Origin of the sequence: Jannaschia sp. S6380 (assembly GCF_023015695.1) — a bacterium.
In the GTDB taxonomy this organism is placed as follows: domain Bacteria; phylum Pseudomonadota; class Alphaproteobacteria; order Rhodobacterales; family Rhodobacteraceae; genus Jannaschia.
Window position 1 is genome coordinate 1,108,252 of record NZ_JALKAS010000001.1, and the last position, 26,656, is coordinate 1,134,907.

22 protein-coding genes are annotated in these 26,656 nt (G+C 65.7%); 6 read left to right on the forward strand and 16 right to left on the reverse strand.

Annotated features, from left to right (window positions below; genetic code table 11):
- Window position 1: 1 nt before the first annotated feature.
- The 3 genes from MWU52_RS05755 to MWU52_RS05765 all read right to left on the reverse strand — a co-directional run bounded on the left by MWU52_RS05755 (window position 2) and on the right by MWU52_RS05765 (window position 4,559).
- Window positions 2-400: a hypothetical protein gene (locus MWU52_RS05755; RefSeq protein ID WP_246950228.1), complete on the reverse strand. Its 399-nt coding sequence runs from the start codon at window positions 398-400 to the stop codon at window positions 2-4.
- Between the two features lie 18 nt (window positions 401-418).
- On the reverse strand, window positions 419-3,325 hold the full coding sequence (gene uvrA, locus MWU52_RS05760) for an excinuclease ABC subunit UvrA (RefSeq protein WP_246950230.1): 2,907 nt from the start codon (window positions 3,323-3,325) through the stop codon (window positions 419-421).
- Between the two features lie 82 nt (window positions 3,326-3,407).
- Window positions 3,408-4,559, reverse strand: coding sequence for an MFS transporter (locus MWU52_RS05765; protein ID WP_246950232.1), 1,152 nt, complete (start codon window positions 4,557-4,559; stop codon window positions 3,408-3,410).
- A 740-nt stretch (window positions 4,560-5,299) separates the two neighbouring features.
- Here MWU52_RS05765 and MWU52_RS05770 point away from each other — a divergent pair.
- On the forward strand, window positions 5,300-5,707 hold the full coding sequence (locus MWU52_RS05770) for a hypothetical protein (RefSeq protein WP_246950234.1): 408 nt from the start codon (window positions 5,300-5,302) through the stop codon (window positions 5,705-5,707).
- Window positions 5,708-5,828: 121 nt separating this feature from the next.
- Here the strand turns inward: MWU52_RS05770 and MWU52_RS05775 are convergent, their stop codons facing one another.
- The gene (locus tag MWU52_RS05775) at window positions 5,829-5,978 is read right to left on the reverse strand and encodes a hypothetical protein (protein ID WP_246950236.1); all 150 of its coding nucleotides are present in this window, start codon (window positions 5,976-5,978) and stop codon (window positions 5,829-5,831) included.
- Between the two features lie 577 nt (window positions 5,979-6,555).
- Between MWU52_RS05775 and MWU52_RS05780 the strand changes: the two genes are divergently transcribed.
- Window positions 6,556-7,464: a hypothetical protein gene (locus MWU52_RS05780; protein WP_246950238.1), complete on the forward strand. Its 909-nt coding sequence runs from the start codon at window positions 6,556-6,558 to the stop codon at window positions 7,462-7,464.
- A 55-nt stretch (window positions 7,465-7,519) separates the two neighbouring features.
- Here MWU52_RS05780 and MWU52_RS05785 read toward each other — a convergent pair whose 3' ends face one another.
- The 6 genes from MWU52_RS05785 to MWU52_RS05810 all read right to left on the reverse strand — a co-directional run bounded on the left by MWU52_RS05785 (window position 7,520) and on the right by MWU52_RS05810 (window position 13,534).
- Window positions 7,520-8,485, reverse strand: a complete 966-nt coding sequence (locus MWU52_RS05785; protein WP_246950240.1) for an IS1595 family transposase — start codon at window positions 8,483-8,485, stop codon at window positions 7,520-7,522.
- 68 nt (window positions 8,486-8,553) lie between these two features.
- On the reverse strand, window positions 8,554-9,417 hold the full coding sequence (locus tag MWU52_RS05790) for an NAD(P)-dependent oxidoreductase (protein WP_246950242.1): 864 nt from the start codon (window positions 9,415-9,417) through the stop codon (window positions 8,554-8,556).
- Window positions 9,418-9,551: 134 nt separating this feature from the next.
- Entirely contained in the window at window positions 9,552-10,838 is a 1,287-nt protein-coding gene (locus tag MWU52_RS05795) for a TRAP transporter large permease (RefSeq protein WP_348645494.1), read from the reverse strand.
- The gene (locus MWU52_RS05800) at window positions 10,835-11,380 is read right to left on the reverse strand and encodes a TRAP transporter small permease subunit (RefSeq protein WP_246950244.1); all 546 of its coding nucleotides are present in this window, start codon (window positions 11,378-11,380) and stop codon (window positions 10,835-10,837) included. Before MWU52_RS05800 ends, MWU52_RS05795 begins: the two co-directional genes overlap by 4 nt.
- A gap of 97 nt (window positions 11,381-11,477) precedes the next feature.
- Window positions 11,478-12,458: a TRAP transporter substrate-binding protein gene (locus MWU52_RS05805; RefSeq protein WP_246950246.1), complete on the reverse strand. Its 981-nt coding sequence runs from the start codon at window positions 12,456-12,458 to the stop codon at window positions 11,478-11,480.
- Window positions 12,455-13,534 carry a 4-hydroxythreonine-4-phosphate dehydrogenase PdxA gene (locus MWU52_RS05810; protein WP_246950247.1) on the reverse strand — a complete coding sequence of 360 codons (1,080 nt, stop codon included), beginning with the start codon at window positions 13,532-13,534 and terminating at the stop codon, window positions 12,455-12,457. The genes MWU52_RS05805 and MWU52_RS05810 overlap by 4 nt, the downstream gene beginning before the upstream one ends.
- A gap of 160 nt (window positions 13,535-13,694) precedes the next feature.
- Between MWU52_RS05810 and MWU52_RS05815 the strand changes: the two genes are divergently transcribed.
- The 3 genes from MWU52_RS05815 to MWU52_RS05825 all read left to right on the forward strand — a co-directional run bounded on the left by MWU52_RS05815 (window position 13,695) and on the right by MWU52_RS05825 (window position 17,125).
- Window positions 13,695-14,372 carry a GntR family transcriptional regulator gene (locus MWU52_RS05815; RefSeq protein WP_246950248.1) on the forward strand — a complete coding sequence of 226 codons (678 nt, stop codon included), beginning with the start codon at window positions 13,695-13,697 and terminating at the stop codon, window positions 14,370-14,372.
- Between the two features lie 562 nt (window positions 14,373-14,934).
- Window positions 14,935-16,521, forward strand: coding sequence for a phage minor head protein (locus tag MWU52_RS05820; RefSeq protein WP_246950249.1), 1,587 nt, complete (start codon window positions 14,935-14,937; stop codon window positions 16,519-16,521).
- Window positions 16,514-17,125 carry a contact-dependent growth inhibition system immunity protein gene (locus tag MWU52_RS05825; RefSeq protein WP_246950250.1) on the forward strand — a complete coding sequence of 204 codons (612 nt, stop codon included), beginning with the start codon at window positions 16,514-16,516 and terminating at the stop codon, window positions 17,123-17,125. The genes MWU52_RS05820 and MWU52_RS05825 overlap by 8 nt, the downstream gene beginning before the upstream one ends.
- A gap of 274 nt (window positions 17,126-17,399) precedes the next feature.
- Here the strand turns inward: MWU52_RS05825 and lpdA are convergent, their stop codons facing one another.
- The 4 genes from lpdA to MWU52_RS05845 form a co-directional block, all read right to left on the reverse strand.
- Entirely contained in the window at window positions 17,400-18,794 is a 1,395-nt protein-coding gene (gene lpdA / locus MWU52_RS05830) for a dihydrolipoyl dehydrogenase (RefSeq protein WP_246950251.1), read from the reverse strand.
- A gap of 206 nt (window positions 18,795-19,000) precedes the next feature.
- On the reverse strand, window positions 19,001-19,213 hold the full coding sequence (locus MWU52_RS05835; RefSeq protein ID WP_246950252.1) for a hypothetical protein: 213 nt from the start codon (window positions 19,211-19,213) through the stop codon (window positions 19,001-19,003).
- On the reverse strand, window positions 19,210-19,827 hold the full coding sequence (locus tag MWU52_RS05840) for a DUF924 family protein (protein WP_246950253.1): 618 nt from the start codon (window positions 19,825-19,827) through the stop codon (window positions 19,210-19,212). Before MWU52_RS05840 ends, MWU52_RS05835 begins: the two co-directional genes overlap by 4 nt.
- 41 nt (window positions 19,828-19,868) lie before the next feature.
- Entirely contained in the window at window positions 19,869-21,125 is a 1,257-nt protein-coding gene (locus tag MWU52_RS05845; RefSeq protein WP_246950254.1) for an MFS transporter, read from the reverse strand.
- A gap of 206 nt (window positions 21,126-21,331) precedes the next feature.
- Between MWU52_RS05845 and MWU52_RS05850 the strand changes: the two genes are divergently transcribed.
- On the forward strand, window positions 21,332-22,177 hold the full coding sequence (locus MWU52_RS05850; protein WP_246950256.1) for a PhzF family phenazine biosynthesis protein: 846 nt from the start codon (window positions 21,332-21,334) through the stop codon (window positions 22,175-22,177).
- Between the two features lie 8 nt (window positions 22,178-22,185).
- Here MWU52_RS05850 and queA read toward each other — a convergent pair whose 3' ends face one another.
- Window positions 22,186-23,238 (reverse strand): tRNA preQ1(34) S-adenosylmethionine ribosyltransferase-isomerase QueA, encoded by a 1,053-nt coding sequence (gene queA, locus MWU52_RS05855; protein WP_246950258.1) that lies wholly within the window; start codon window positions 23,236-23,238, stop codon window positions 22,186-22,188.
- A gap of 28 nt (window positions 23,239-23,266) precedes the next feature.
- Window positions 23,267-26,602: an AsmA-like C-terminal region-containing protein gene (locus tag MWU52_RS05860; protein WP_246950260.1), complete on the reverse strand. Its 3,336-nt coding sequence runs from the start codon at window positions 26,600-26,602 to the stop codon at window positions 23,267-23,269.
- Between the last annotated feature and the right edge of the window lie 54 nt (window positions 26,603-26,656).

Consider the following 26,656-nt stretch of genomic DNA (forward strand, 5'->3'; position numbering starts at 1 on the left):
TCTAGGGGCGATACGAACCGGGATCCAAGCCCATCTTCCTGGCGAAGGAGGAACAGTACTTGCTCCAGTCCTTCATATCCGCGGAGAATACCCAGCCCACACCGCGGCGGCTCCACTCGTGATCCTTCGCGACGGCCAATCGATCGAGATAGGCATCGGGTTCGTCACGACCCTCCGATACGGCCTGCTCGCGCGCGACCATCGCCATGTCGTGGGCATAGCGCGCCATAGCGGTCTTGACGCGCCCGTTTTGCGTATTCTCCGCGATCCAGAGCATGTGCGCGCGACATGACATGGCGTTCTCGCTGAACGGAGCGGCACCTGCCGGCAGCGCCAGCAAACCGAAAATGAAGGCGGAACAAAAAGTTCGGTTCATGCCGCCTTCAAAGCGAACCAACATGTCGATTTCGTGGCCGGCCTACTCCGCCGCCACCTTTCGCGCGGCCAGCATCGGCTTCAGATACCGGCCCGTGTGGCTTTCGGCGACCGTCGCAATCTGCTCGGGCGTGCCGGTGGCCACGATCTCGCCGCCGCCGTCGCCGCCCTCGGGGCCGATGTCGATGACGTGATCGGCGGTCTTCACGACGTCGAGGTTGTGCTCGATCACGACGACCGAGTTCCCCTGGTCCACCAGTTCGTGCAGCACTTCCAGCAGCTTGCGCACGTCCTCGAAATGCAGGCCCGTCGTCGGCTCGTCGAGGATGTAGAGGGTCCGGCCCGTGGACCGCTTCGACAGCTCCTTGGACAACTTCACGCGCTGCGCCTCGCCACCCGACAGGGTCGTCGCCTGCTGGCCCACCTTGATGTAGCCAAGGCCCACCCGCATCAGCGCGTCCATCTTCTCGCGGATCGACGGGACCGCCTTGAAGAAGGCCTGCGCGTCCTCAACCGTCATGTCGAGCACATCGGCGATGCTCTTGCCCTTGAAGTGGATCTCCAGCGTCTCGCGGTTGTAACGCTTGCCCTTGCAGGTCTCGCACTCGACATAGACGTCCGGCAGGAAATGCATCTCGATCTTGATGACGCCGTCGCCCTGGCACGCCTCGCAGCGCCCGCCCTTGACGTTGAAGCTGAAGCGCCCGGGCTTGTAGCCCCGCGCCTTCGATTCCGGCAGGCCCGCGAACCAGTCGCGGATCGGGGTGAAGGCGCCCACATAGGTCGCCGGGTTCGACCGGGGCGTACGCCCGATGGGGCGCTGGTCGATATCGATCACCTTGTCGAGATGCTCCAGCCCCTTGATCGTCTCGCAGGGCGCCGGCGTCTGGCGCGCGCCGTTCAACTTCATCGAGGCCGTCTTGAACAGCGTCTCGATGGTCAGGGTCGACTTGCCGCCGCCCGACACGCCGGTCACGGCGACGAACTGGCCCAGCGGATAGTCCACCGTCAAGCCCTTGAGGTTGTTGCCGGTGGCTCCGACCACCTTCACCTTCTTGCGGTTGCCCTTGCGCCGCACGGCCGGCACGGCGATCTCGCGCCGTCCGGCCAGATAATCGCCGGTCACGCTGGCGGGATTGGCCTCCAGTTCCGCGGGCACGCCCTGGGCCACCACCGTGCCGCCATGCACGCCGGCCCCGGGACCGATGTCGAAGACGTAGTCCGCCTCGCGGATCGCCTCCTCGTCATGCTCGACGACGATGACGGTGTTGCCCTGGTCGCGCAGGTTCTTGAGCGTCGTCAGCAACCGGTCGTTGTCGCGCTGATGCAGGCCGATCGAGGGTTCGTCCAGCACATACAGCACGCCCGTCAGGCCGGAGCCGATCTGGCTGGCCAGCCGGATGCGCTGGCTCTCGCCGCCCGAAAGCGTGCCGGCGTTCCGGCTGAGCGTCAGGTATTGCAGGCCGACATTGTTCAAGAACCCGAGCCGCTCGCGAATTTCCTTCAGGATGGCGCGCGCGATCTCGTTGTTCTGCTTGGACAGATGCGACGGCACGGCGTCGCACCAGGCCAGCGCCTCGGCGATCGACATCTGCACGACCTGGCCGACATGCATCCGCTCGTCCCGCCGGCCCTTCGCCGCCGGGCCGATCTTGACGGCCAGCGCCTCGGGCCGCAGGCGATAGCCGCCGCAGGCGCCGCAGGGGCGGTTGTTCTGATACCGCTCGAACTCCTCGCGGACCCAGGCGCTGTCGGTCTCGCGATAGCGGCGTTCCATGTTGGGGATGACCCCCTCGAACACGCGCGTGACCTCGTAAATGCGCCCGCCCTCGTCGTAGCGGAACTTGATCTTGTCGCGCCCCGAGCCGCGCAGGAACACCTGCTGGATCTCGGGCGGCAGGTCCTTCCACGGGGCCTTCTTGTCGAATCCGTAATGACGCGCGATGCTGTCGATCGTCTGCGTGAAATAGGGCGACTTCGTCTTGTTCCAGGGCGCCAACGCCCCCTTGGCCAGCGGCAGCGTCACGTCGGGCACCACCAACCGTTCGTCGAAGAAAAGCTCGGCCCCCAGCCCGTCGCAGGTGGGACAGGCGCCGAACGGGGCATTGAAGCTGAACAGGCGCGGCTCGATCTCGGGGATAGTGAAGCCGCTGACCGGGCAGGCGAATTTCTCGCTGAACGTGTGGCGCTCGGGCGCAGGTGCGGCTTCGCCGTCGACCGGTGACCTGGGCGCCGTCTCGAGAATGGCGATGCCGTCGGCCAGGTCGAGCGCGGTGCGGAAGCTGTCGGCCAGCCGGGTCTCCAGCCCCTCGCGCACGACGATGCGGTCGACGACGACGTCGATGTCGTGGCGGAACTTCTTGTCGAGCTCCGGCGGGTTGTCGAGGTCGTGGAACGCGCCATCGACCTTCACCCGCTGGAAACCCTGCTTGCGCAGCTCCAGCATCTCCTTGCGGTACTCGCCCTTGCGGTCGCGCACGATGGGGGCCAGCAGATAGCCGCGCGTCCCCTCCTCCATCGCCATGACGCGGTCGACCATGTCCTGCACCTGTTGCGCGGTGATCGGCTCGCCCGTCTCGGGCGAGTAGGGCGTGCCCGCGCGCGCGAACAGAAGGCGCATGTAGTCGTAGATCTCGGTCACCGTGCCGACGGTCGAGCGCGGGTTCTTCGACGTCGTCTTCTGTTCGATGCTGATGGCGGGCGACAGGCCGGTGATGTGGTCCACGTCCGGCTTCTGCATCATGTCGAGGAACTGGCGCGCATAGGCCGACAAGCTCTCGACGTAGCGGCGCTGACCCTCGGCATAGATCGTGTCGAAGGCCAGCGAGGACTTGCCGGAACCCGAAAGCCCGGTGATCACCACCAGCTTGTCGCGCGGGATGTCGACATCCACGCCCTTCAGGTTGTGCTCGCGCGCGCCGCGTACCTCGATGAACTTCTGCTCGGCCATGTCGCCCCCAAAGCTGCAAACGCACTACGTAGGAACGGTCGCGGCGGTGACAATCCGACGGCGCGGGAATCCTGTGGAACGTTTACGGAACATTTACCATTTCGATCCGGGATGCGCCAGAGGCGCCGCGCCCGGACCAGACGACCAGTACCAGCCCCGTCAGCGACGTCCCCACGATCAGCCAGATCAGGGCCGGTGTGCCGTGGACCGCGAAGATGGCGGCGAAGACGGGCGTGCCCAGCACGGTGCCCACGTTGCCCAGCTGCGCGATGGCACCGGTCGCCCGCGCGCGGTCGCCCCCGGTCGCGTTCCAGGCCGCAATTGCGGCGAAACTGGCGCCTGGGATCAGCCCCATGAACAGAAAGCTGACCAGCGCCGCGCCGGGCAGCCCCGCCATCAGGCCCAGCGCGCCCAGCGCGGTGCCCGCATAGCCGACCGCGCCGACGTGATGCGGCGCGAACCTGCGGCAAAGGGCCCCGCCCGCCAGCGTCGTGGTCAAGGTCATCAACGGCAGCACCGTGCCGAGGGATGGGCGGTCCAACGCCACGGGCAGGAAGGCAACGGCGGCGACGAACAGGAAAGTATAGCAGACGAAACCCAGCCCCGGCGCCATGTAGCGGATGTTGCCGTAGATCGCGCGATGCACCGCCAGCGGATTCAGCGGGACGGCCGACATCGACATCCGCGGCACACGCGACCACAGCACCGCCGCCAGCGCCAGCAGCATGCCCCCATGCAGCGCGAACAGAAGCGACAGCCCGCCCGCCGCCAGCAGGAGCGGGAACACCTGCGCCGATATCGCGAGCGACGCGCCGAAGAACACCGCCCAGAGCCCCATGACGAGTGGCCGGTCGCGGTCGTTCGCGGCGGCGGCCATGACCGGCGGTCCGCCGACCACGAGCGCCAGATGGGCCAGCCCCTCGACCCCGCGCGAGAGCGCGAACAGCCAGAACGGCGGCATGGCCGCCTGGACCAGCGACATCGCCCCGCCGAGGACCAAGCCGCCCAGGAACGTCCGCCCGACCCCCAGCGCGGCCGCGAGCCCCCCGGCCATCGGACCGAGGATCAGGCCCATCAACCCAACCAGCGAGACCAGGAAGGACACGCCCGTGATCGGCCGCGCGAAGGCGGCCGCCACTTCGGGCAGCGTCAGGACGATCTTGCCGAACTGCGCGGCAGCGAGGAGTCCGCCAAGAAAAACGAGGGCGACGAGGCCCCAGCGCGTGGATTGCATGGCCCCCTCCGTGACAGAGGGCGGGCCCCGTGACCATAGCCGATGGGCCCCTCACTTCGCCCGGAACGCGACCTCGCGGCAGCCATCAACGCCGCAGGCAAACCGGCGCGGTGGCTGTCGGATGTCAGGCAAAACCGACTTCTCCGTCATATCGCTGACCCAGCTCGCGCGTTCGGACGGAAAAGCGGCCGGTCGTGCGTAGCGCAGCGAACTGCCGGTTTGAACCCAACCTGTTCCTTGGATTCTCTCGCTGCTTGCGCTCGCAGCGTCAAGATCGCCGCGTGAGCGAGAAGACTGGTGCCGCTATGCAGCGGAAGAAACGGTCACTTATGCAGATCACAGCGAGGGTCGGACGTCCAACTCACAGATCTCGGGACAAATTGATCATTCGCTGAACTCGTTCAGTGGCAGCTTTCGAACCATGGCGGCCACCGAATGTGAGGAGCCGCAGGCGCCACGCCTGCAACAAAAACGCTCGTCTGGTCTAAGGATTTTTGGCAAAGCCGGTACTCGCGCTTAGTGCGACGAATTCAAAGGGAGAGTCCTTCCCAGCCATTGCAAATTTGTGCTGCAAGCGCACTCAGCACCAACTCAAACCGGACCAGGACTCGAGCCGCAGCGGTGTTCAGATCAGGTCTCAAAGTTCAATATGCCGCGCCTTTCTTGGGCGATTGTATATTTGACAAACCGAGCGCGGAGTCCAAGATGTAGGCACTGATTCTTATCGGAGCACAAGATCAATGGTTTCACTGAGCGTTGGATTGAGCATCGGGTCCGTCACGACCATGAGCCCAGCGGAGCAGTCAGATGCGCCGGAACAGGTGATCAAGTCGGCGATCAAAGAACGGCACCACATTCGCGCCGTCCGCGATGGGGTTGGGCTTCTCCTCCAGCCCTACGCGCTGCGCGTCGTTAAGGGGGCTACCATCCTGACTGGTGTTGTCGTTTTCGTTGATGGCGCGCCCGAAGGCGAGTGGCGGCCTGTTGATATCCCCATCTGCAGCCTTTCGGGCGTGGAGGTCTATGACGAGACATTCATCCCCTCCGATGCATTCGATGGCGACAGTCTCACCGGCGCGATCGTGGCGCTCGTTGATGCGGTCGATCCGTTTGAGGATCGCAGTGAAAGCGTCGCGAGCAACAGTTAGGGCCACCTCGGCTGGGAGGTTGTCAATGGCGCTGCGGGCAACCGCGGCGTCCCACTGAATTTTTCCAAGATCACCCGGAACCTGTCGCATAGCATGATTGTAAGATCGAGTAGCAAGCCACTCAACTGTTAGAGGCGTCCTTGCTTTTGTCGTCTGGCTTCTGCTTCGCCAGCTTCCGCAGCTTCTCGTTGAACCGCGCTTCGTCATCGTCCGTCTCTAGCTGGCGGGCGGCTTCCTTGAAGCGATCGAGTTGGGATTTTTCGGTTTCCATGACGCAAGCATAGTCCCTGCGAACGCGTACAAAAAGAGGCGACCCAAAAGTCGCCCCAAGTCAGGTTTCATCCAAGTTTCCGCTACCGAGCCGCTATCGCCTAGCTCAGCAGCGCCCGATCATCGTCTCAGCCTAGGCCGGGCGGCTGCGCCAGTGAGCGCAGACGAACTCCAGACGACCAAAGCGGATGCGATGATAAGCGTGAACAAACACGTCTTTCATGCCCTATCTCCTTCGTAGAAGGGTTTCCCTTGATGTGGGGCGCAAGAAGTGTCAGATTCTGAGGGCCACCAAAGAACTGACGGGCCTGCGCCCCGATGATCTACACCACGAAAGCCGGTCCCGTCGGGGCCGGTTTTCTTGTTTCTCCCCTGCGGTCAGGCTTGCGCCCGGGTGTCCTTCCGCAGGGGCCGGTCCGGTCTCGTCACTGTGCCGCTCCATCAACATCTTGGGACGTGAGCCCGAGGCCAACTATAGGCGGTGACCCGAACCCCCGTCAACTGCGAAGTAACGACCGTTGCTCTTTCCTGCGGATTGCAGTAAAGAAGGCGACGTGACGAGCAACGGAGTCCCGGTCGTGAACAAGAAACCCATACGCAGCCCGTCTTATCCGAGCATGGCTCTCTCGGACGCCGTCGAGGCAGTTCGGAAGATCGAGGCGGAGTACGTGACCTCCGCCGTCGATCGCGAAATCGCCGCTAAACTGATTGGCTATTCGTCCTTGAGCGGGCCCGCCAACAAGGCTCTGGCCGCCCTTGCATCCTATGGCCTCGTAGAGCGAGCCGGAAAGGGCATGATGAAGGTCTCTGGGCGCGCGCGGGCAATCCTGCACCCTGATTCCGAAGACGAGAAGACTGAGAACCTTCGCGCAGCCGCCCTTGAGCCCCGATTGTTTCAGGACATCAAGGAGCGATTCCCGGACATCGCGATACCGCCGGAGGCGGGCGTGATTAACTATCTTCGCCGTGAAGAATTTAATCCGTCCGCTGTTCGTCCTGCCGCAAAGGCTTTCCTCGAAACAATGGCATTTGTCGAGACATTGCGTGAAAGCGATAGTCATGTTCCCGATGGTGATACTGGCGCAGAATCGTACTCACCGGACGATGACACCACGTTCGGCGGCGCGTCCGTGGGTGACCTGATCCAGTGGGAAAACCAGGGTGCGCTACAGCTTGAAAAGCCTCGCCGCGTGCGCGCCATCTCTGCAGATGGGCTGTGGGTTGCGGTAGAGGGTAGCGACACAGGGATACCCATGAGCCAAGTCATAGTCGAAACTCCCGCGCCGCCAATGCCACCCCAGTTCCCGCCAGAGCAGCCTGCGGTGGCGGAGGCAGTTCCGAAGGGCTTCTCCGAGTGGTTCCGCGCGAAGGTAGGGCCGGACAAGCTGGTCACGATCAACTTCAAGGGCGAAGGTGAGATCGGCCCGAAGGAAATCGAGAAGATGATCCGGGTCCTTGAGGCGCAGAAGTTGGCCCTAGAGGATTGAACTACCCAGTCGGGCCAAGCGCAGGGCGGGGTATCACCCCCGCCCTTTCGCTTTCTTAGTCAGGTCTTGCGTATGTCAGCCGCTTGCCGGTCGCGCCGCGCAAAGCGATCTGACCGCGCTCCGCATCGTCCACACCATTGGCAACGCGGTGGTTGTAACGGAAGTCAAACTCAGCCGCGTATCGGTGCAAGTGTTGCTTTCCGCAGTGCTGGTACACACCCTTCATGCCGCGCTTGAAGATGCTGTAAAAGCCTTCAACCGTGTTCGTGTGAACCTCGGGCGCCTCGCGGCGGACATACTCACCGGCGCTGTGCGTGGTCCAATCGTGGCCGCTGAAATCGCCGCTGGTGGCGAGGCCCTGGTACTGACGGGCCTCATCGGTCAGCACAAACGCCTCGCGGCTGATGTTCTCGCGCAGGATCGGGACCAGCGTGGACTTCTTGATGTCATCCACAACGATAGAGCGGGCTTGCTTCGTCTCGCGATCCACAAGCGTCAGAACCTTCATCTTGTGGTCGCCGCCACGGGCGTTCGGGGCCTTCGTGACGCCGGGCTCTTTGCCGATGAACGTCTCGTCAACTTCGACCGCGCCGCCATTGCTACCGAATGGGGCCAGATCGCCGGAACGCATACACTCGCGGATCCGATGGGTCAGGAACCAAGCGGATTTGTAAGTGATGCCCAGAACGCGGTGAAGCTGGTGGCTGCTGATGCCCTTCTTGCTCGACACCATCAGGTGAATGGCCTGGAGCCACAGGTGAAGCGGCAGGTGGCTTTCCTCAAAGATAGTGCCCTTGCGAACAGTAAATTGCTTGCGGCACTCGCGGCACTTCCACAGGCCGTGACGCACCTTGCCCTCGGGGCTCTTCTTGCTGGGCTTGGTGCGGACGCCTTCCAGCTTGCCAGCGCGATCCACAACGCCGCAGTGCGGGCAGACCGGACCATCGGGCCACAGCATGGACTCGACGTGCGCGAAGGCGGCGGCTTCGTCGTGCATGTAGGCGGCGGACAGAACGGACATGGCGGAGACCTCTCGCGTGTTGAGTTAGATATAGGTCTGCCGGGTGGGTTTGTCAAATATACAATCGCCTATTGTTTCGATTGCAGCAGGCGGCTGACGAATTGCTGCCCGCGCCCGTGCGCCACCTCTCGCTCTAGGCGATCGCGGACGACCTGCACCGTCCAGCCGCGTTCGTCCGGGTCGAGAAGCGCGGCGGCGTATCGAAGATCCTTCGCTGCATTTCCGATGGTGAAGCGGCTGCCGTCGAAATCGCCTTCCAGGGCCGGTAGCACCGCCTTTTCCAACGTGCCGGATTGTGCCGCACCACCGCGCATCGCCTCCGCCAATGGCTCCCACGCGACGCCGTGACGGGTCGCCAGGTTGAACGCCTCGGACAGCAGCATCATCGTGCCCTGACTGACGAGGTTGTTCAGCAGCTTTGCGGTGTGGCCCGTCCCGGTTTCACCGAAGCGGAAGACCGCCTTGGAATAGGCGCCGACCACGTCGCGGACACGGTCGAATGCCGTCTCAGGGCATCCGACGAGAGAGGTCAGCTTACCGCACTCGGCTTGGGGTGGGCCGCCGGTGACCGGCGCATCGGCGAAGGTCGCTCCGGTGCCGCCAACCGCCGCGGCGACCCTTCGAGTCACGACCGGATCCGACGTTGTCGCGTCGATCCAGAGCAGGCCCGGCCGCAAATGCCCGGCGACACCTTCGGCGATCGCCTCGACTGCGCTTGCATCGGGAACGCAGGACAACAGGACATCGTGCCCGGCCACCAATGCGGCGAGATCGCTTGCTTCCGATGCGCCTTCGGCCAGCAGCGCATCGACCGTCGCGCGCTCACGATGTGCGAAGACCGTGACCGCATGTCCGGTCCGCATCAGGCTTCGGGCCATGCCGCCGCCCATCATCCCGGCTCCAATGAGACCGATGGCCGGACGTGTCGTCATCGAGAAATGACCGTGTCGCACGGTCCGTCGGTCATCGTCGCCAGGGAATCCGCAGTCTGGCCCGAAGCTTGCGACGACCGCAGGCAATGTCCGGTCTTGGTGGAGGCATTGCGTCTGGATCCCATGAGCGGCCCTTAGGTTCTATAGAACACGTCCACCAGCCAGAGCGGCACGGCGGGCACATAGGTAACGATCAGCAATACGAAAACCAGAACGGCGATGAAGGGAAGGTTCGTCTTCGTCGTCGCCCAGACATCGGTCCTGGCGATGGAGCAGGCGGTAACCAGGACGCTCGCCACCGGCGGCGTCTGTTGTCCGAGCGCGATGTTCAGCGTCAGAAGGATGCCGAAATGGACGGGGTCGATGCCGAGCTGGTTCACCAGCGGCATGAAGATCGGAACCGTCAGAATGATTGCCGCCGCGCCGTGCAGTACCATGCCGATGAACAGCAGAAAGACATTGATGATCATTAGGACGAGAAACGGGTTTTCCGTCAGCGTCGTGATGCCCGCGGCCAGTTTCTGCGGCATCTGCGTTTCCGTAAGATAAAGCCCCAGAACGGCCGAGGATGCGACCAGCAACATGACCACCGATGTCTGCAGAACACCATCGATGAGCGCGTCGTAGAGTTTGCGCAGGTTCAGTTCGCGGTACACCAGAAGGCCGATGAGAAGCGCGGCGAGGACCGCGATTCCAGCTCCCTCCGTCGCGGTGACGATACCGCCGAAGATCCCGCCCAGGATGATGATCGGCAACATCAGTGCCCAGGCCGCCTCGCGCGTGGCGTGGGCGAGGCGGCACAGCGAAAAGCCGTCCTCGCGCGGAAGGTCGTAGCGAACCGCGAAGTAGTAGCACATCCCCATAAGCAGCGACGCCCCAAGAAGGCCGGGAACGATGCCGGCCACGAAAAGCTGCACGATCGACGTATTCGACAGCGCGCCGTAAAGGATCATCGGAATCGACGGAGGAATGATGATCGCCAGCGATGCGGTCGACGACGTGATCGCGGCCGCGAAGCGCGGCGAATAGCCCTTGCGCTTCATCGCCGGGATCAGGACCGAACCGGTCGCCGCCACATCGGCCACGGCCGAGCCGGAAATCTCGGCGAAGAACAGAGACACGCCCACATTCACCATCGCCAGCCCGCCGCGCACGAAGCCGATCAGGGCCGAGACGAAAGCGATCAGACGGGTCGAGATTCCGCCCGTGTTCATCAATGCGCCCGCAAGAATGAAAAGCGGGATCGCGATGAGCGGAAAGCTGGTGGCGCCGTCGAACAGCGACAGCGCCGCGTTCAGGAACCCCAGCGATCCGTTCAGCAGCCAAACGCCGATCAGAGCGCTGGCAAGGATCGACACCGCAATGGGCACGCCGACCGCGATCAGCAGGAACATCGACGCGAGGACGAGCGCCTCGGTCACGGGCGGCGCCCCGTACGCGACAATTCCGCTTCGGCCCGCGCGATTTCGTACGCAATCTCGTCGCTTTCGGGGTCGGTGCCCGTGCGCACCGATGCGCGGCGTTCCGGCAGAGTTAACAGGCGCGCCAGCATCATCAGCGCCGCCGCGACGGGCAGTATTCCCTGTACGAAGGTCCGTGGCACAAAGCGGAGCGTCGTCATCGTCTCGGAGCCGAAGAAATTCAAGATCGCCCAGCCGCCCCAGACGACCACGGCAAAGGTGGCGAGGAAGATCGCCTCGATCACCCAGAAAAGCGGCATCCGCAACGGCAGCGGCAGGCCGAAAAGCAAACCGTTGAAGCCAAGGTGCGCATTGCGAAGCACGGCCAGTGCCGCACCCGTGAACGTTATCCAGGCCAGGAGGACGGAAGACACCTCGTCGTACCAAATTAGCGACGCGCCGGAATACCGGAAGCCGACTCCCATGAGCACGATGCAGGCGAGTACCACGGTGATCGCCAGCGTCGCAATCTGCAGACCGACATCAAGCGTGCGGATGGCCACTGCGCGCATGTCGGAAGCTCCTTTCGGGGGTGTAGGTCTTCAGGGATTGGGAACGACACGCGATCCTCGCGCGCCGTCCGGTTTCATTCGGGCAGGATCAGGACCCCTCCGCCAGGGCCATGGCCTCGTCTATCATCGCCTGCCCGTTCTCGACCTCTTCCGCGAACTTTTCGTAGATCGGCTTGGACGCCTCGACGAACGCAGCGCGATCCGCTTCGTTAACCTTCATACCGGCCTCGGTCAGGGTGGTCAGCAGATCCTCGTCCTCCTTGGCACCCTGTTCGCGCGCCCAAATCGCGACTTCCTGTGCCGTTTCGGCGAGGATCATCTGCACCTCCGGAGCGAGCTTCTCGAACGTGTCGATGCCGACGGTCGGATAGGCGGGCGAATAGACGTGACCGGTCATCGACAGGTATTCCTGAACTTCTTGGAACTTTGCCCCCGCGATGTTGGTCAGCGGGTTCTCCTGCCCGTCGATCACGCCGGTCTGCAGGGCGACGAACACCTCCGAAAACGCCATCGGCGTCGGATTGGCGCCCCATTCCTGGAACATGGAAACCCGCCATGACGAATTCGGCGTTCGGATCTTCAGGCCTTCCAGATCGGCGGGCACATTGATCGGACGCTCGTTGTTGGTGATCTGGCGGAAGCCGTTCTCCCACACGGCAAGGGGGCGATAGCCCTCGGCCTCGGCTGCGGGAACCAGGGTGCCCTTGAACAACGTCTCGTCCATGCGCGCCAGATGATCCCTGTCGGAGACGAGGAACGGCAGATCGAAGATGGCGTATTCAGGGGCGATCTCCGGCATGACGGACGACGGCAATGTGATGTGCATCGTTCCCAGCCGGATTTTTTGGAGCATGTCCTTGTCCTTGCCCAGTTGCGAGCTGTCGAAGACCTTGACCTCGCCCAGGTCACCGAGCTTCTCGTTCGCCCGGCGCTGGAATTCATAGGCCGACTGCCCCTGCAGCGAGTTCGGCGTGGCGGAGATGCCAAAGATGATCTCCTCCTGCGCCAAGGCTGCGTTGCCCAACGCGATTGTAACGGCGACCATTGCGCTCAGGTTCGTATTTTTCATGTCGTCCTCCCAGATTGACCTGTTTTGTCAGCGTCTGCTGACGGCTCTAGTTCCCGACGCGGGCCGGGGGGCGTTTTGGATTGGCCGCGCGCCCAAGCAGGTTTGTTTTTCAGTGCCGCGATAAGGTTTTCGCATGTCACGTCGTCGGTTTGCCTTGCCGAGGAGCGCCCGGCCAGACGCAGACCGAGATCCAGCGCCGCCAGCGTCGCGCCGGTATCCGCGACGCCATGTCCGGCGATGTCGTAGGCCGTGCCGTGTGCGGGTGTGACGATGGGAAAGCCGTAGCCCGCGATCAGCGTGACGCCGCGATCGAAACCGATGAGCTTCATCGCGATCTGGCCCTGATCGTGGAACATGGTCAGGACCGCGTCGAATTCGCCTTTCAACGCGCGTACGAAGACCGTGTCCGATGGCACGGGTCCCGTAACCGCCATTTGACGGGCCATCGCGCGCTCGACCGCAGGTAGGATGATGTCCTCGTCCTCTGTGCCGAAGTTGCGTCCATCGCCGGCATGCGGATTGAGCGCTGCGACACCGATGCGCGGCCGCTCGATGCCGGCGTCCTGCATCACCTCCACGGTCAATTTCAGGCTGTCGAAAATACGGTCTGCGCTCAATGTCCCGGCGACTTCCCGCAAGGGGATATGTGACGTGACACGGGCATTCCATACCTCGTCCAGTACATTGAATTCCCGGCCGGACCGGGGCGCATCCAGCACCGCATCCACAAATCCGATTTCGTCCACATAGTCGGACTTGGCCATCCGCATCGCGGCCTTGTTGAAAGGTGTGAATGCGACGGCATCCGCCAGACCGGCTTTTGCCGTCAAAAGCGCGGCCCGAAAGTTCTCGAGCGCCGCCGCGCCGGATGTTGCGGTCGCCATGCCGATCGTCGCGTCGCCGGGATCGAGGGTGCCCAGATCAACCAGTACGTTGCCGTCGATCCGCTTCCGTAGGTCATCGGGACCGATCACCGGAAGGTCCAGGTTTATCCCCGCCTGCTGCGCGCCCAGGCCCAGTGCCCGCCGGTCGCCAAAGACAAGCATGTCCACACCATCGCGCGGTTCGGACAGCATTCGGGCCGCTAACTCCAAGCCGATCCCGCCCGCGTCACCAAGCGCTAGTGCTATTCCGCGACGATCCGTCATGGCTCCTCCATTTGTATACAAAATACATAATTGGTCTCGGATGACAAGTCTGATAATGATAGAGACAGTTCAGGATCAGGAGTTCAGCTTGCCCGACAACCATCGCACCCCGATCCATGCCATCCAGAAACGGAGCCTGCATGATCAGGCCGTGGAGCAGATCCGCGATCTGATCATCGAAGGACATCTGGAGCCGGGGCACCGTATCGATGAGGCCGCGCTAACGACGGAGCTGGGCATATCGCGCACGCCTTTCCGCGAGGCCCTTCGAACCCTTGCCGCCGAAGGTCTGGTGGAAATCCGTCCCTCTCGGGGAAGCCGGGTAAGGAAGCTCGCCGCCGAGGAGGTTCACAGCATGCTTGAGTTGCAGGCCCATCTTGAAAGCCTTGCGGGTCGCCTCGCCTGCGAGCGCGCCACGGACCCAGAAATTGCCGAGCTGCTCGATCTGCATGACCGAATGATCGCACTCTATGACGCTCGTGACCGGCTGCCCTATTACAAGCTGAACCAGGCGTTTCACACACGACTGGCCGAGGTCTCGGGCAACAGCGCGCTGGCAGAAACGCAGCGTAGCCTCCAGGCCCGACTGAAACGCATCCGCTTCATCGGGAATCGTCACCCGGAGTTCTGGGAAGCTGCGGTGCAGGAGCATGAAGAGATGGCCGATGCCCTACGAATAAAGGATGGCCGCCGACTTGCCGAGACAATGGAACGGCACCTGAAGAATACGTGGGATCGAGTCCGCAATGTCGTGACTTCCGAATAAGAGTAAACGTGTCGGTGCGACCGCTCCGATACGAATTTAGCGTATCGCAGAGTCAAAATTCCCGGTTCCCATCGGAGATATTCCATTTCGTAGATGATGGCCGAACGTGACCGTGAGGACGGCCCAAGCAACGAAAAATGTCTTAACTTGCGAGGCGACTAGGACGTCCGCATTCTTTCCGTATGATCGTGCCCGCTTTCTGATGCGGATCGTCGGATCGCGAATGTCGGCTTCCGGCCCCTTCGCGACGCGGCTCGACGCGGCGACCGCCCGGCATGCTGCGCTGCAACCGAGGTCCGGAAGGAGCCCACTTTTCCAAGTGATATGGCGCGGACGAACGGCGGTTTCAACGGATTGCGCTGTGGCCGCAGCGTGGTGTTCCGTATGGTCCTAGGCCCACCCAGCGGAGCGTGCCGAAAGCCTGCAAAGGCCCTACTGTAACGACCAAACCGTTTAGCCCAGTCGTGCTGCAAAGGTGCACCCTAGCGGCTCGGTATAGTAACGGTCCGTTAACTGCTCCGAGCTGACATTCGGACCCCGACGATTCACGGGGTTCGCTCACATGATAACGACCAGCTACGACCGCTTCCTGCGCAGCGGCGGCAATGGCGAGTTCGTCGTGCCGCTCCGGGGCGGGCTGTGGCCGGTATCCTCGGGCGGCTACGCGACCAAGGCAGATATACCTGGCATGGCCGCCGCACGCGCGGCCTTCCACGACCGGCTGAAGCAAGCGGCCGATCGGAACCGGCGCGATCTGCGAGAGGCGCTGCTCGCCCAAGGCTGGGCCGTGCCCGAGGCAGCCCTCGCACCGATCGAGGGCGACGTGGCCGAAGCGCTCCGCCTCTGGGAAGAACGGACTCTGTCGATCTGGGAGGAATGGGCCGCCCGCCCCGATCGCATAGCCACGATCCGGCGCATGATGGAGGACGACCTCCTCCGGGCCTTCGAGAACCTCGTCAACGAGCGCCGCCAACGCGGGCTCGGCATCGATCAGTACGTCTGGGAGTCGCGCGACGACGAGCGCGTCCGTGACCTTCACGCGGAGCACGACGGCAGGACGTTCGACTGGGACGCCGCGCCAGAGGGCGGCCATCCGGGTCAGGCGCACAACTGCCGCTGCTGGGCGCGGCCGGTCCTGATCGAGGAGCCGGACTGGGTGCCGGAAACCGGATTCGCGCATCTCGGGCGGCGGGCGCTGGCGGAAGGAGAGGGCTTCGCGGAGGCCATCGTCGAGACCGGCGAGGCGATGCTCGACGGCCTTCTGGCGCTGCCCGGTCAAGTTAGGACGGCAAGGCGGTTCACGCAGCTCACCGCGCGAGAAGCGGCCGGCACGCTCACGCCCGAAGAGGCGCGCGAGCTGGCCGAGATGCGCGCTGGGATCGAGGCCGCGCTCAACGCCATCGCCGAGGCGTTCCAAGACGCGCCGGAGATCGCGGGGGCGCTCAAGGACTACGTCCTCGCCGTCGAGGCGCGGGTCGGCATGGTCGACGAGGCCTACCGCGCTGGCCTGGCCACCGAGGAGCAGCTCCTGAAGGCGATCCGGGACCGGGCGCATCTGGAGACCCTCGTCCTCGTGAACGTCCTGCCCGCAGGGCTCGCGGTCCGGCTGCTACGCCGCCGGGGCCGGGACGGCGACCTCGACGACCGCGACGGGCTGCTGGACGACCTCCTCGAGGAGACGGCGGCCGCGCGCCGGTATCCCTCAGCGCCGGACTGGGACGTCGCGGACAATCCCGGCATCGTCTGGGGCGGCCCGATCCGCGAGCAGGGCGACCCATGGGAGGACTTGCTCGAAATCGCGGCCAATCTCGGCGAGCGCTCGCCCCCGAACTTCCCCGTCTACGACTTCGTCGACCGCGCGGCGGGGCATGCGGTCAGCGCCAAGACGCTCTGGACGACAGGGCCGAGCTACCTGCGGCGACCGTCACAGATCTTCGGGCGCCTCAAAGCCTATGTCGATCAGATGCAGCGGTTCGAAGGTGGCAACCCAGAAGGGTTCCGACTTTTGCCCAACGAGATCGAGAGCCGAGAGATGATCCTCGGCATCCCTCTCGAAACGACCCCTGAGCAGATCGTTCAGATCACCCGCGCGATCGAGTACGCTGCCGAGCGCAGCATCACCATGACCGTGAGGTTCGTCGATGGATGATCGAGAGAAGCGCGTCGCGCGCTTGCGCGAGCGGATGAAAGACAATCCGTCATGGCAACGCATGGCGGACAAGTCCCGCAGAGAGGCTGAGGAGCGTCGCCGCAACGCAAAGCCCCTTGCGGAGCGACGCGAAGCGTCCATCGACCTGTTCCGTCAGTTCGTCCGCGTAAGGTCGCAGGCCGTCTACACTCTGAGCTGCCCCGATCCGGAGGGCTACCGCGCGTTTCTTGACGCCGACGTGGATGGGCCGACCCTCGTACGGCATACGCGTGCGGCCCTCGCGGCGAGCCGCTTCATCCGGCCAGATCATCCGGAGTTCGACCGTCTGATCAGGTTCCCAGGACCGGCGGAAATGAAAGCTCTGGAAGCCGAGAACCTTGCCAGGGCGGGCGTGAAGACGCGCGGCGCCCTATATCGGGACGCCGCTCATTTGGCGATCCGGTTGCAGGACGCGCAAATCGATCTGCGTCCGATGCGCTACCGTCGCGCGGCGACGTGGGAAGGCATCCGCGGCGTGGCGACCGTCCTGCCGGAGGACGTGGATGACGAGACGTTCGGCGCGGCGATCCTGGACGCGATCGATACCAGTCGGGCGGCGCGGTGAAGCCCATGCGGCGACGGTGAAACCGTTCCAGACGTATGCCTTACTGCAACGAGCGGACCTTCGCACAGACAAGCAGAACAGCAGCATTGTCCCGCAAACCCGACACCCACCCCCACGCGCCGCGAAGGTCCGGTTTGGGTCGGAAATTTCTGGTCGCCCGGTCAAGATTGGCTGACCTGACCAACTGACAAGAAACAGAATGGCCGTTGTCCCGCATCCGGGATGCGTGTCATTCGACATTAGCGTAGAGCGCTCCCGGACCGACCGACCACCCTCAGAAATGGATCGCGCGCCCATCCGCATCCAGCACGCTCTCGTGCATCATCTCGCTCAGCGTCGGATGCGGGAAGACCGTGTGCGCGAGGTCCTCCTCGGTTGTCTCCAACTGTCGTCCCACGACGTAGCCCTGGATCAGCTCCGTCACCTCGGCGCCGATCATGTGGGCACCCAGCAACTCGCCGGACTTCTTGTCGAAGATCGTCTTCACCATCCCCTCGGGCTCGCCCAGGGCGATGGCCTTGCCGTTGCCGATGAAGGGGAAGTGCCCGACCTTGATGTCGTGCCCCGCTTCCTTCGCCTTCGCCTCGGTCAGGCCGACGCTGGCGACCTGCGGGTGGCAGTAGGTGCAGCCGGCGATGCTCTCGGGGCGCACGGGGTGGACGTCGTTCTTGCCCGCGATCAGTTCGGCCACCATGACGCCTTCGTGGCTGGCCTTGTGCGCCAGCCAGGGCGCGCCCGCGATGTCGCCGATGGCATAGACACCCTCGACCCCGGTGCGGCAATATTCGTCGGTCACCACGTGCGACTTCTCGACCTTCACCCCGGCCTCCTCCAGGCCCAGACCCTCGACATTGCCGACGATGCCGACGGCGCTGATGACGGTGTCGAACTCGTGCTCCTCGGCCTTGCCGTTCGACTCGATGGTGGCGATCACCTTGTCCGACTGGCGGTCCAGCGACTTGACGATGGCCTTCTGCAGGATTTTCATCTTCTGCTTCTCGAATTGCTTCTTGGCGAATTTCGAGATTTCCTCGTCCTCCACCGGCAGGATGCGGTCCATCACCTCCACCACCGTCGTCTCGGCGCCCAGCGTGTTGTAGAAGCTGGCGAACTCGATGCCGATCGCGCCGGACCCGATCACCAGCAGCTTCTTGGGCATGTGCGGCGGCTGCAGCGCGTGCTTGTAGTTCCAGACCCGCTCGCCATCTGCCTCCAGCCCCGGCAGGTTCCGCGCGCGTGCGCCGGTCGCGACGACGATTGCGGGCGCCGTCAGCTCCTCGGTGCCCTTGTCGGTCTTGACGGAGACCTTACCCTTTCCGGCGAGTTTGGCCTCGCCCATGATCGTCGTGACCTTGTTCTTCTTGAACAAGTGCCCGATTCCGCCCGACAGCTGCTTGGCCACCCCGCGCGACCGCTTGACCACCGCGTCCAGGTCGTAATCGATTCCGTCCGCCTTCAGCCCGAACTCCTTGGCGCGGTGCATCAGGTGGAACACTTCGGAGGAGCGCAGCATCGCCTTGGTCGGGATGCAGCCCCAGTTGAGACAGATGCCGCCCAGATGCTCGCGCTCGATGCATGCGACCTTCAGGCCGAGCTGCGTTCCGCGGATCGCGGCAACATAGCCGCCGGGACCGGCGCCGATCACGATCATGTCGAATTGCTGGGCCATGGGGTCCTCCACCGAAAATCTCTTGGAACCTAGCTAATCGACCGGGCCAGCCGTGGAAAGGGCGCGCGGCGGTTGGCCGCCCTTCCCGCCCCGCATGGCTGCGTTCAGGCGGTCGTCGCGCCCGCGAAACAGCCGAACCGCGTCGCCCGGATGCCGAGGAAGCCAAGAACATGAACGCCCAGGCTAGGCCGTCCCATTTTTCGCGTTCAGTTTCGCGGCACGTCGGGATGCGCGGCCTTCCAGCGGACCCACCCGACGAACAGGACCGCAGCACCGGCCAGGGCGACGAAATAGCCGACGGGCACCAGCCAGACCGGAAGACCCGTCGCCATCACGACGAACTTGAGCGCGAAGCCCAAGACGATGGCCACCAGCGCGCCCCAGGCAACGGGCGAATGGGTAAGGTAGCTCCGCGTCATGACAAATCCTCCTTGGCCGATACGGTGTCCGCCGATCCCTGGTTCCCGGCCTGCAGCTCCCGCACCACCGCGCCATAGCCGCCATCCGCGAGGAACGCCGCCTCGCGTTCGGAACTGGTCCGGCCCAGCGCTTCGTTGCGGAACGGAAAGCGGCCGAAGGTCCGGATCACCTGGCGATGGGCCCGGGCGTGCAGCAGGGTCTCGGGCGCGTCCATGCGCGAGCAGATCAGCCGAACGGCCCGCTCCTGGTCGGCCAGGCATTCCGAATGCTCGAACGGCAGATAGAAGAACTGCCGCCCGGGCTCCTCGATCTGCAGGTCGAACTTGCGGTCGACGGCGCGCGTGGCGATGCGGCGGGCCAGTTCATCGGTGGCGAAGGCGTCCGGCGTGCCGCGGAACATGTTGCGGGGGAACTGGTCGGTCAGGATCAGGAAGGCCAGGCTGCCGCGCGCATTCTTGAACCAGGTGTCGATCCCGCCACGGCGGGCCGCCTGCCAAGTCACTTCGAACCGGTCGCGGATGCGCGCATCCAGCGCGTCGTCCTGCCGGTACCAGTCCTCCGGGCCGCAATCCTCCAGCCAGAATCGAAGAACGTCGTCGGGATCGTGGGTCATAGGGTCCTCCTGCGGATCAACGCCGCCGACGGGGCGCGGTTTCATTGCGCCTCGTTCGCCTGCGCCTCCTCCTCCCATTCGTCGACGACACCCGCGATCGTGACCGGCGTCGTCGCCATCGGCGACATCGCGACATAGCTGCCGGTGTCGTCCGGTATGACGGCCGCGCGACGCCACATCCGCCAGATCGCATAGACCGCCAGCGCCAGCATCAGCGCACCGATGAACAGGAAGAACCCGCTCGGCCCGAAGGTCGCCATCAGCCAACCCGTCAGGACGGGCCCGCCGACCGCGCCGAGCCCGTTGAGGAACAACAGCCGCGCCGAGGCCGAGGCCATGTCCTCGTAGTTCAGATAGTCGTTGGTATAGGCCAGCAGCAGCGCATAGAGCGGGTTGGCCATGCCCCCGACCAGGAACGCCGCGACCAGCAACCCGGTAAAACCCCCGGCGCCCGATGCGCCCAGCACACAGGACAGCGTGCCCACGATCGCGCCCGCGACCACCATCTGACGCCGGTCCAGCCGGTCGGATGCCCAGCCCACCGGGTACTGCAGGATCATGCCGCCCGTGTACATCGCCGACACGAACAACGCGATCTGGTTGCCCGAAAGGCCCGCCTGCGCCCCGAAGACGCCTGCCATGCCGAAGATGGCCGAGAACGCGGCACCCAGCAGGAAGACCCCGACGAAGCCCAGGGGCGACACGTGATACAATTCGCGGAACGACATGGGCTTGGTCGTCTCGAACGGGGGCACGGGCGTGGCCGAAAGAAGGATCGGCGCGAAGGCCAGCGACACGAGGACCGAGACGGTGACGAACAGGATGTAGTCGCCCGGATCGCCCAGCGTGAAGATCGCCTGCGCGGCGACGATGCCCACCATCTGCGCGATCACGTAAAGCGACAGGGCGCGACCCCGGACCTCGTTCGTGGTGGTGTTGTTCAGCCAGCTTTCCGAGACGATGTACACGCCGCAAAAGCAGAACCCCAGCAACAGCCGCAGCCCGACCCAAGGCAGCGGGTGCGCCAGCGCCGGGTAGAGGATCAGGCCGGCGCTGGCCAACGAACCGAGGGCCGCGAAAACGCGAACATGGCCGACCCGCCGGATCATCCCGGGGACAAGTTGGGAGCCCAGGAGGAAACCGGCAAAATAGGCGGACATCACGATCGACGTGGCCGAGGTGGAGAACCCCTCCAGCTCCGCGCGGACGCCCAGCAGGGTGCCCTGCATCCCGTTGCCGATCATCAGGAGCGTGATGCCGATCAGGAGCGGCCAGGAATTGCGGATGACGATCAGCATGGGGGGCTCGCGGTCGGGGTGGCTTCGATCCGCCCCTATGCCTCGCGATGCGACACGTCCATGGCGAAAACGTCGTCCCGATGCCCAAAGGCGGCACCACGCCGGACAGTGATCGCACCCCGTGATCGGCAGCATGATGGAACGTCGTTTGCCTGTTCGGCGTCGCGGGCGCAGGAAGGCATCGTCCCCGAGTGATGGAGCCTTTAATGACCGATCCGATCCGCATCGCCGCGTTCACCGATGGCCCGCGCGGGGGCAACCCCGCCGGCGTCGTGATCGCCGACACCTTGCCCGATCGCGCAACCATGCAGAATATCGCCCGTGCCGTCGGTTATTCCGAATCTGCCTTCGCCATGCCCGACGGGGACGGCTGGCGGGTGCGCTACTTCGCGCCCGACGGCGAGGTGGCGTTCTGCGGCCACGCCACCATCGCCCTCGGCAGCGTGCTGGGACAAAGGTGCGGCGCGGGACGGTTCGCCCTGTCCCTGCGCGACGACGCGATCTCGGTCGAGGCGGCGCAGGACGACGACATCTGGTCCGCGACGCTGACCTCTCCGGCCACCCGGTCGGCGCCGCTGGCGGCTGAACTGCGGTCCAAGGTGCTGAACCTGTTCGACCTGGCGGAGGGCGATCTGGATCCCCGCCTGCCGGAAACCCGGGCCCATGCCGGCGTGGATCACGCGGTGCTGCTCCTGCGCGATCGCGACCGCCTCGCGCGCATGGACTACGATTTCGATGCGGGTACCGCCCTGATGCGAGATGCGGGCTTGACCACCATCTCGCTGCTGCACGCCCGGGACGGGAACAGCTTCGACGCCCGAAATGCTTTCGCCATCGGCGGGGTCGTCGAAGACCCGGCCACCGGCGCCGCCGCGGCTGCGCTGGGCGGCATGCTGGTCGATCTGGACTGGCCGGGCTTGGCCGATGGCGGCGAATTGCTGATCCGGCAGGGCGACGACATGGGTGCCCCGTCGCGGATCCGGGTGCGTGTCACCGGTCAGCCCGGCGCGCCCGTGCTCGTCAGCGGAACGACCCGTGTCATTGCCGATTGACCGCGCGCCTACGCCCCCGGCAACAACAGCGACGCGTCCCCGTAGCTGAAGAAGCGATAACGTTCCGCGACCGCGTGGGCGTAGGCCGCCAGCATCCGCTGCCGCCCCATCAGCGCCGAGACCAGCATCAAGAGGGTCGAGCGCGGGAGATGGAAATTGGTGATCAGCCCATCCGTCACGCAAAAGTCGTAGCCCGGATAGATGAAGATATCGGTCTCGCCCCGAAACGGCGCGATCGTGCCGCCGGCGGCCGCGCTCTCGATCAGGCGAAGCGCGGTCGTGCCAACGGGGATGACACGCCCGCCCTCGGCCCGGGTCTGCGCGATCGCCGCGGCGGCTTCGGGCGTGACCTCACCCCATTCGGCATGCATCCGGTGGGTGGCCACGTCGTCGACCTTGACGGGCAGGAATGTGCCGGCGCCGACATGAAGGGTGACTTCGGTGAACGCGACGTCATGGTCGCGCAGGGCCGCCAGCAGGGGCGCATCGAAATGGAGGCTGGCCGTGGGTGCGGCAACGGCCCCGGCATGACGCGCCCAGATCGCCTGATAGTCGTCCATATCGGCGGCGTCGGGCGCGCGCTTGGCGGCGATGTAGGGCGGCAAGGGCATCTTGCCGGCCGCATGAAGAACGCCCTGCAAGTCCCTGTCGCCGCTATTGAACTCGAGCACGACATCGGTCTCCGCCTTCTCGGATACGGTCGCGGTCAGCCCGGCTGCGAAGGTGACCCGGTCGCCCGTCCGCATCTTCCGCAGCGGCTTGCCCAGCGCGCGCCAGCGACCATCCGGCAGGGCTTCGGTCAGCGTGAACTCCACCTTCGCGCGCCCGGACCCGTCGGAGGTGTCGCGATGGCGGATGCCGTCCAGTCGTGCCGGGATGACCTTGGTGTCGTTCAGCACCAGCCGGTCGCCCGGACGCAGCCAACGCGTCAGGTCCGTCACCGCCGCATCGGTCAGCCGGTCGCCCTCGGCTACCAGAAGGCGCGCCGAGGACCGCGGACGCGCGGGGCGCGTGGCGATCAGGTCGTCGGGCAGTTCGAAATCGAAATCGCTCAGCTTCATGCGCGCCGACTAGCAGGCCGGTGGCCGCTCAGGAAGGCGGCGGCCTGCGGAAGATCTCGCGAAAGATGCCGGGCGTCAGGATCGAGAGCGGGTTGACCGCCACCGACGGGTCTGCCGCCGATCCCGTCAGGCGGTAGGTGAAGCCGAACAGCCCCTCGTCGCGCCGCGCGAAGAGTGCCCCGAACAGCCCGTTCACCAGGTAGATGGGCGAGATGACACCCTGCAGGTCCATCCGCTTGCGCGTCAGGTCGTAGGTGCCATCGGCCGTGATCGACATGCTGGGCCCGACCGCGCTGGCCCGGCGGATGACGATATCGTTCGGCCGCAAGGTGAAGTCGGTCTCGACGCTGGTGAAGAACAGCCCCTCGCCCGTCAGTTGCTCCAGGATGCCCACGACGGACAGCGCCTGCAGCAGCGAGGCGAGCGCCGGCGCGTTGCGAACGCGGACGTCGCCCATGCGTACGGCGCCGGCGTAATTGCCCGTTCGGTCGGTCGGGCGCAGCGTCAGCGTGATCGACCCGCCCCGCGCGTCCCGGAAAAGGCCGGCCGAGCGCAGCACCCCGCCGGCATCCGCGCCGCGCACCTGCACGGCGGATCCGCGGCCGTCGGGCACCACGACCCCCTCGATCGGGGCGCCGCCGTTCAGGCGGGCGGTGAAATCCCCGGCTCCGTTGCGCAGGCGGGCACGCAGGTCGGTCAGCGCGATGCCCTCCGAGATGGTCAACCGCGCCAGCGCGATGTTCAGCGGGCTGCCCTCGCCGCCGTCGCCACCGCCGCTGCTAAGGAGTGCACGGCGCAGGTCCGCCTGCCCCCCGCCGATGGTGATCGCCGGGGCCGCGCCACGCCCGCGCCCCGTCAGCGTCAGCGGTCCGCGGAACCAGCCGGTATCGACCCGATCGAAGCGGGCCGCGTCGAGGATCCCGCCCGCCCGCAGCGCGATCCGCCCCGCCGCCGTCAGACCGGGAGCGTCCAGGCGGATGGCGGTCACGTCGGGGACATCGCCCAGTGTCGCCGCGACGGCGAAGGTGGCGCTGCGGTCGCGGGGCTTGGTCCAGCTGATGGCCGGAAGGCCGACGGCCATGCCGCGCAGGTCGCTTTCGACCGACAGGCGGGGCGGGCGCCCGGGCGGCAGGACGATCTCGACCTTTGCCGTGGTCTCTCCGGCCAGGGTCAGGGCCTCCAGCGCCAACCCCAGGCGGCGCAGTCCATCGGGCCCGACGCGGGCGGTTCCCTCGACGCGACCCGGCGTGGGCAAGGGCACGGGCGGGGCGGGCGGGGCGTCGGGATCGATCGCCTCGGTCGAGGGGGGCGGCAAGGGCTGCCGCCAGCGTCCGCTGAACGGAACGCCTTCGAGCGTGGCATCGCCCGCGATCTGCACCGCGGTGGCATCGACCGAAAGCGAAAGGCGCGGCGCGGCCAGCACGCGACCGGGGATCAACCGGCGGCTTTCCACGTCGCGCAGCGTCGCCGCGACGTCATAGACAATGTCGGCCGGCGCGTTTCCCCGGCGCAAGGGCAGGTTCGCGGTCACCCGCGCTTCGGCCCGACCGGTCGCCAGGTCGCGGGTCTTGTTCAGCCGCTCCAGAAGGCGAAAGGGTCGATTGTCCAGCAGTGTCAGGATCTCGCCGATCCGCCCCCGGGCATGCAGGTCGATCTCGCCGGTGGCGGGACGCGCGGCCGTGTCGGGGATGGTGAACGTCGTGCCCGCGATGTCGACAAGGCCCGGTGCCTCCGCCGCATCGGGGGCCCCGTCCGGCCCGATCGCCGGGACAGTGCCCTCATCCACGCGCAGCACCAGCCGCGCTCCACTGAGCTGCGCCGCGCCGGTGACGTCCCGGGCGGGCGGCATGAAACGCATGTAGCGGAACGATCCGCCGGTGAAGTCGAAGCTGGCCGCCGCTTCGGGCGGCGTGCCGGGACGCAGCCGGATCAGTCCCGTCGCGTTCAGCGCCCGCCCCCCGAGCAGATTGTTGGTGAACCACCCGCGCGACTGCGCCAGCAACTCCGGCGGCCAGAGGGCGGTCAGGTCGGCCACGCTCATCTCGGGCACGGTCAGCGTCAGCGACCCATCCACGCCTTCGGGCACGAAGGCCAGCCGCCCCGAGGCGCGCGCCGTGCCCGAAGGCCCGGCGAGCATCGCCTGTCCAACGTTCAGGGCCAGCGGGCGCTGGGTCAGGCGCGCCTCGAATACGCCCTGCTCGAACGCCACGCGGCGATCGAATACACCCTCGGGGTCGAGGGTCGTGGGCCCGAGGCGCAACTGCGCCTGAACCGGGCCGGTCAGCCCGTCCTCCAGCAGGATCTGACCCTCGGCGCGCAGGGACACCTCGTCGGAGGAGGCCGCGATCTCGCCCAGGCCGATGCGGCCCGATCCCGGAAGCCAGTCGAAGGCCAGCACCGCCCGGTCCAGCGTCATGCGCGGCCGGTCGGTCGCCACCAGACCCCGGCCCTCCACCCGCCCGCGCAGTGGTCCGGGCGTGCCGTCCGGGGCCACGCTCATCGTGGCGCTGGCTGACACGTCGCCCCGCACCAGCGTCAGCGCGGGCACGGCCGGCAGTGCCGCGGACAGGCCCGGCAGCGACAGGTCGGTCACGACGACGCGCGCGTCGGCCCCCTGCCCCGATCCGGCCGCGTTCAGTCGCCGCGTCAACGTGACCGCCCCCCGCGCGACTTGGCCGCCCAGCCGGAGGCCCGAAGTCAGCGACAGGCGCACGACGTCCCCTTCACGTCGCCAGGCGAGTTGCCCGTCCTGCACGGTTTGCGACAGGCCCGTCACCGCGTCGCGGAACCGGATCACGACGCCGTCGACCACGACCTCCGACAGCTCGGCGATGGCCGGGGTGGCGAGGGCGGCGTCGAGTGTCTCCAGCGCTTCGGCCCAGGTGCCCGGCAGCGCCCCGCCGCCCGAACCGAAGGCCAGGGAGAATCGGCCGTCGGCATCGCGCGTCACGTCGATCGCCAGCCCCTCGACCGAGATCCGCCGGGGCCGCAGCTTCCCACGCACCAACGCCCCCGCATCGAGCGACATATGCGCATCCGGCACCGCGACCGTGGCCGCACCGTCCGGCTCCACCAGGGCCGCGTCGCGTAGGCGAAAGCGCAGCGCGTGCGCCTGCATGTCATAGGCCAGTGCCACCTCGCCCAGATCGAGGGCACGGGGCGCGAGCGACCGGGATATCCGCGCCTCGGCCCGGGCGACGGCCCAATCCGGCAACGCGATCGGCGCCCGCGTCAGCCGCCAGGCCGTGCCACCGAGAAGCCCCGCCAGGATCACGAGCGCCAGCAGCACGACACGGATCGCGCGGCGCTTCCGATCGGGGGGCGTCTGGGTCATGTTGGCGCGAACCTCGGGGTGAGGGTCCATCTTGACCCGCCCCGGGCCGGGTTCCAAGTCCCACCGGACATCACAGCCATTGGG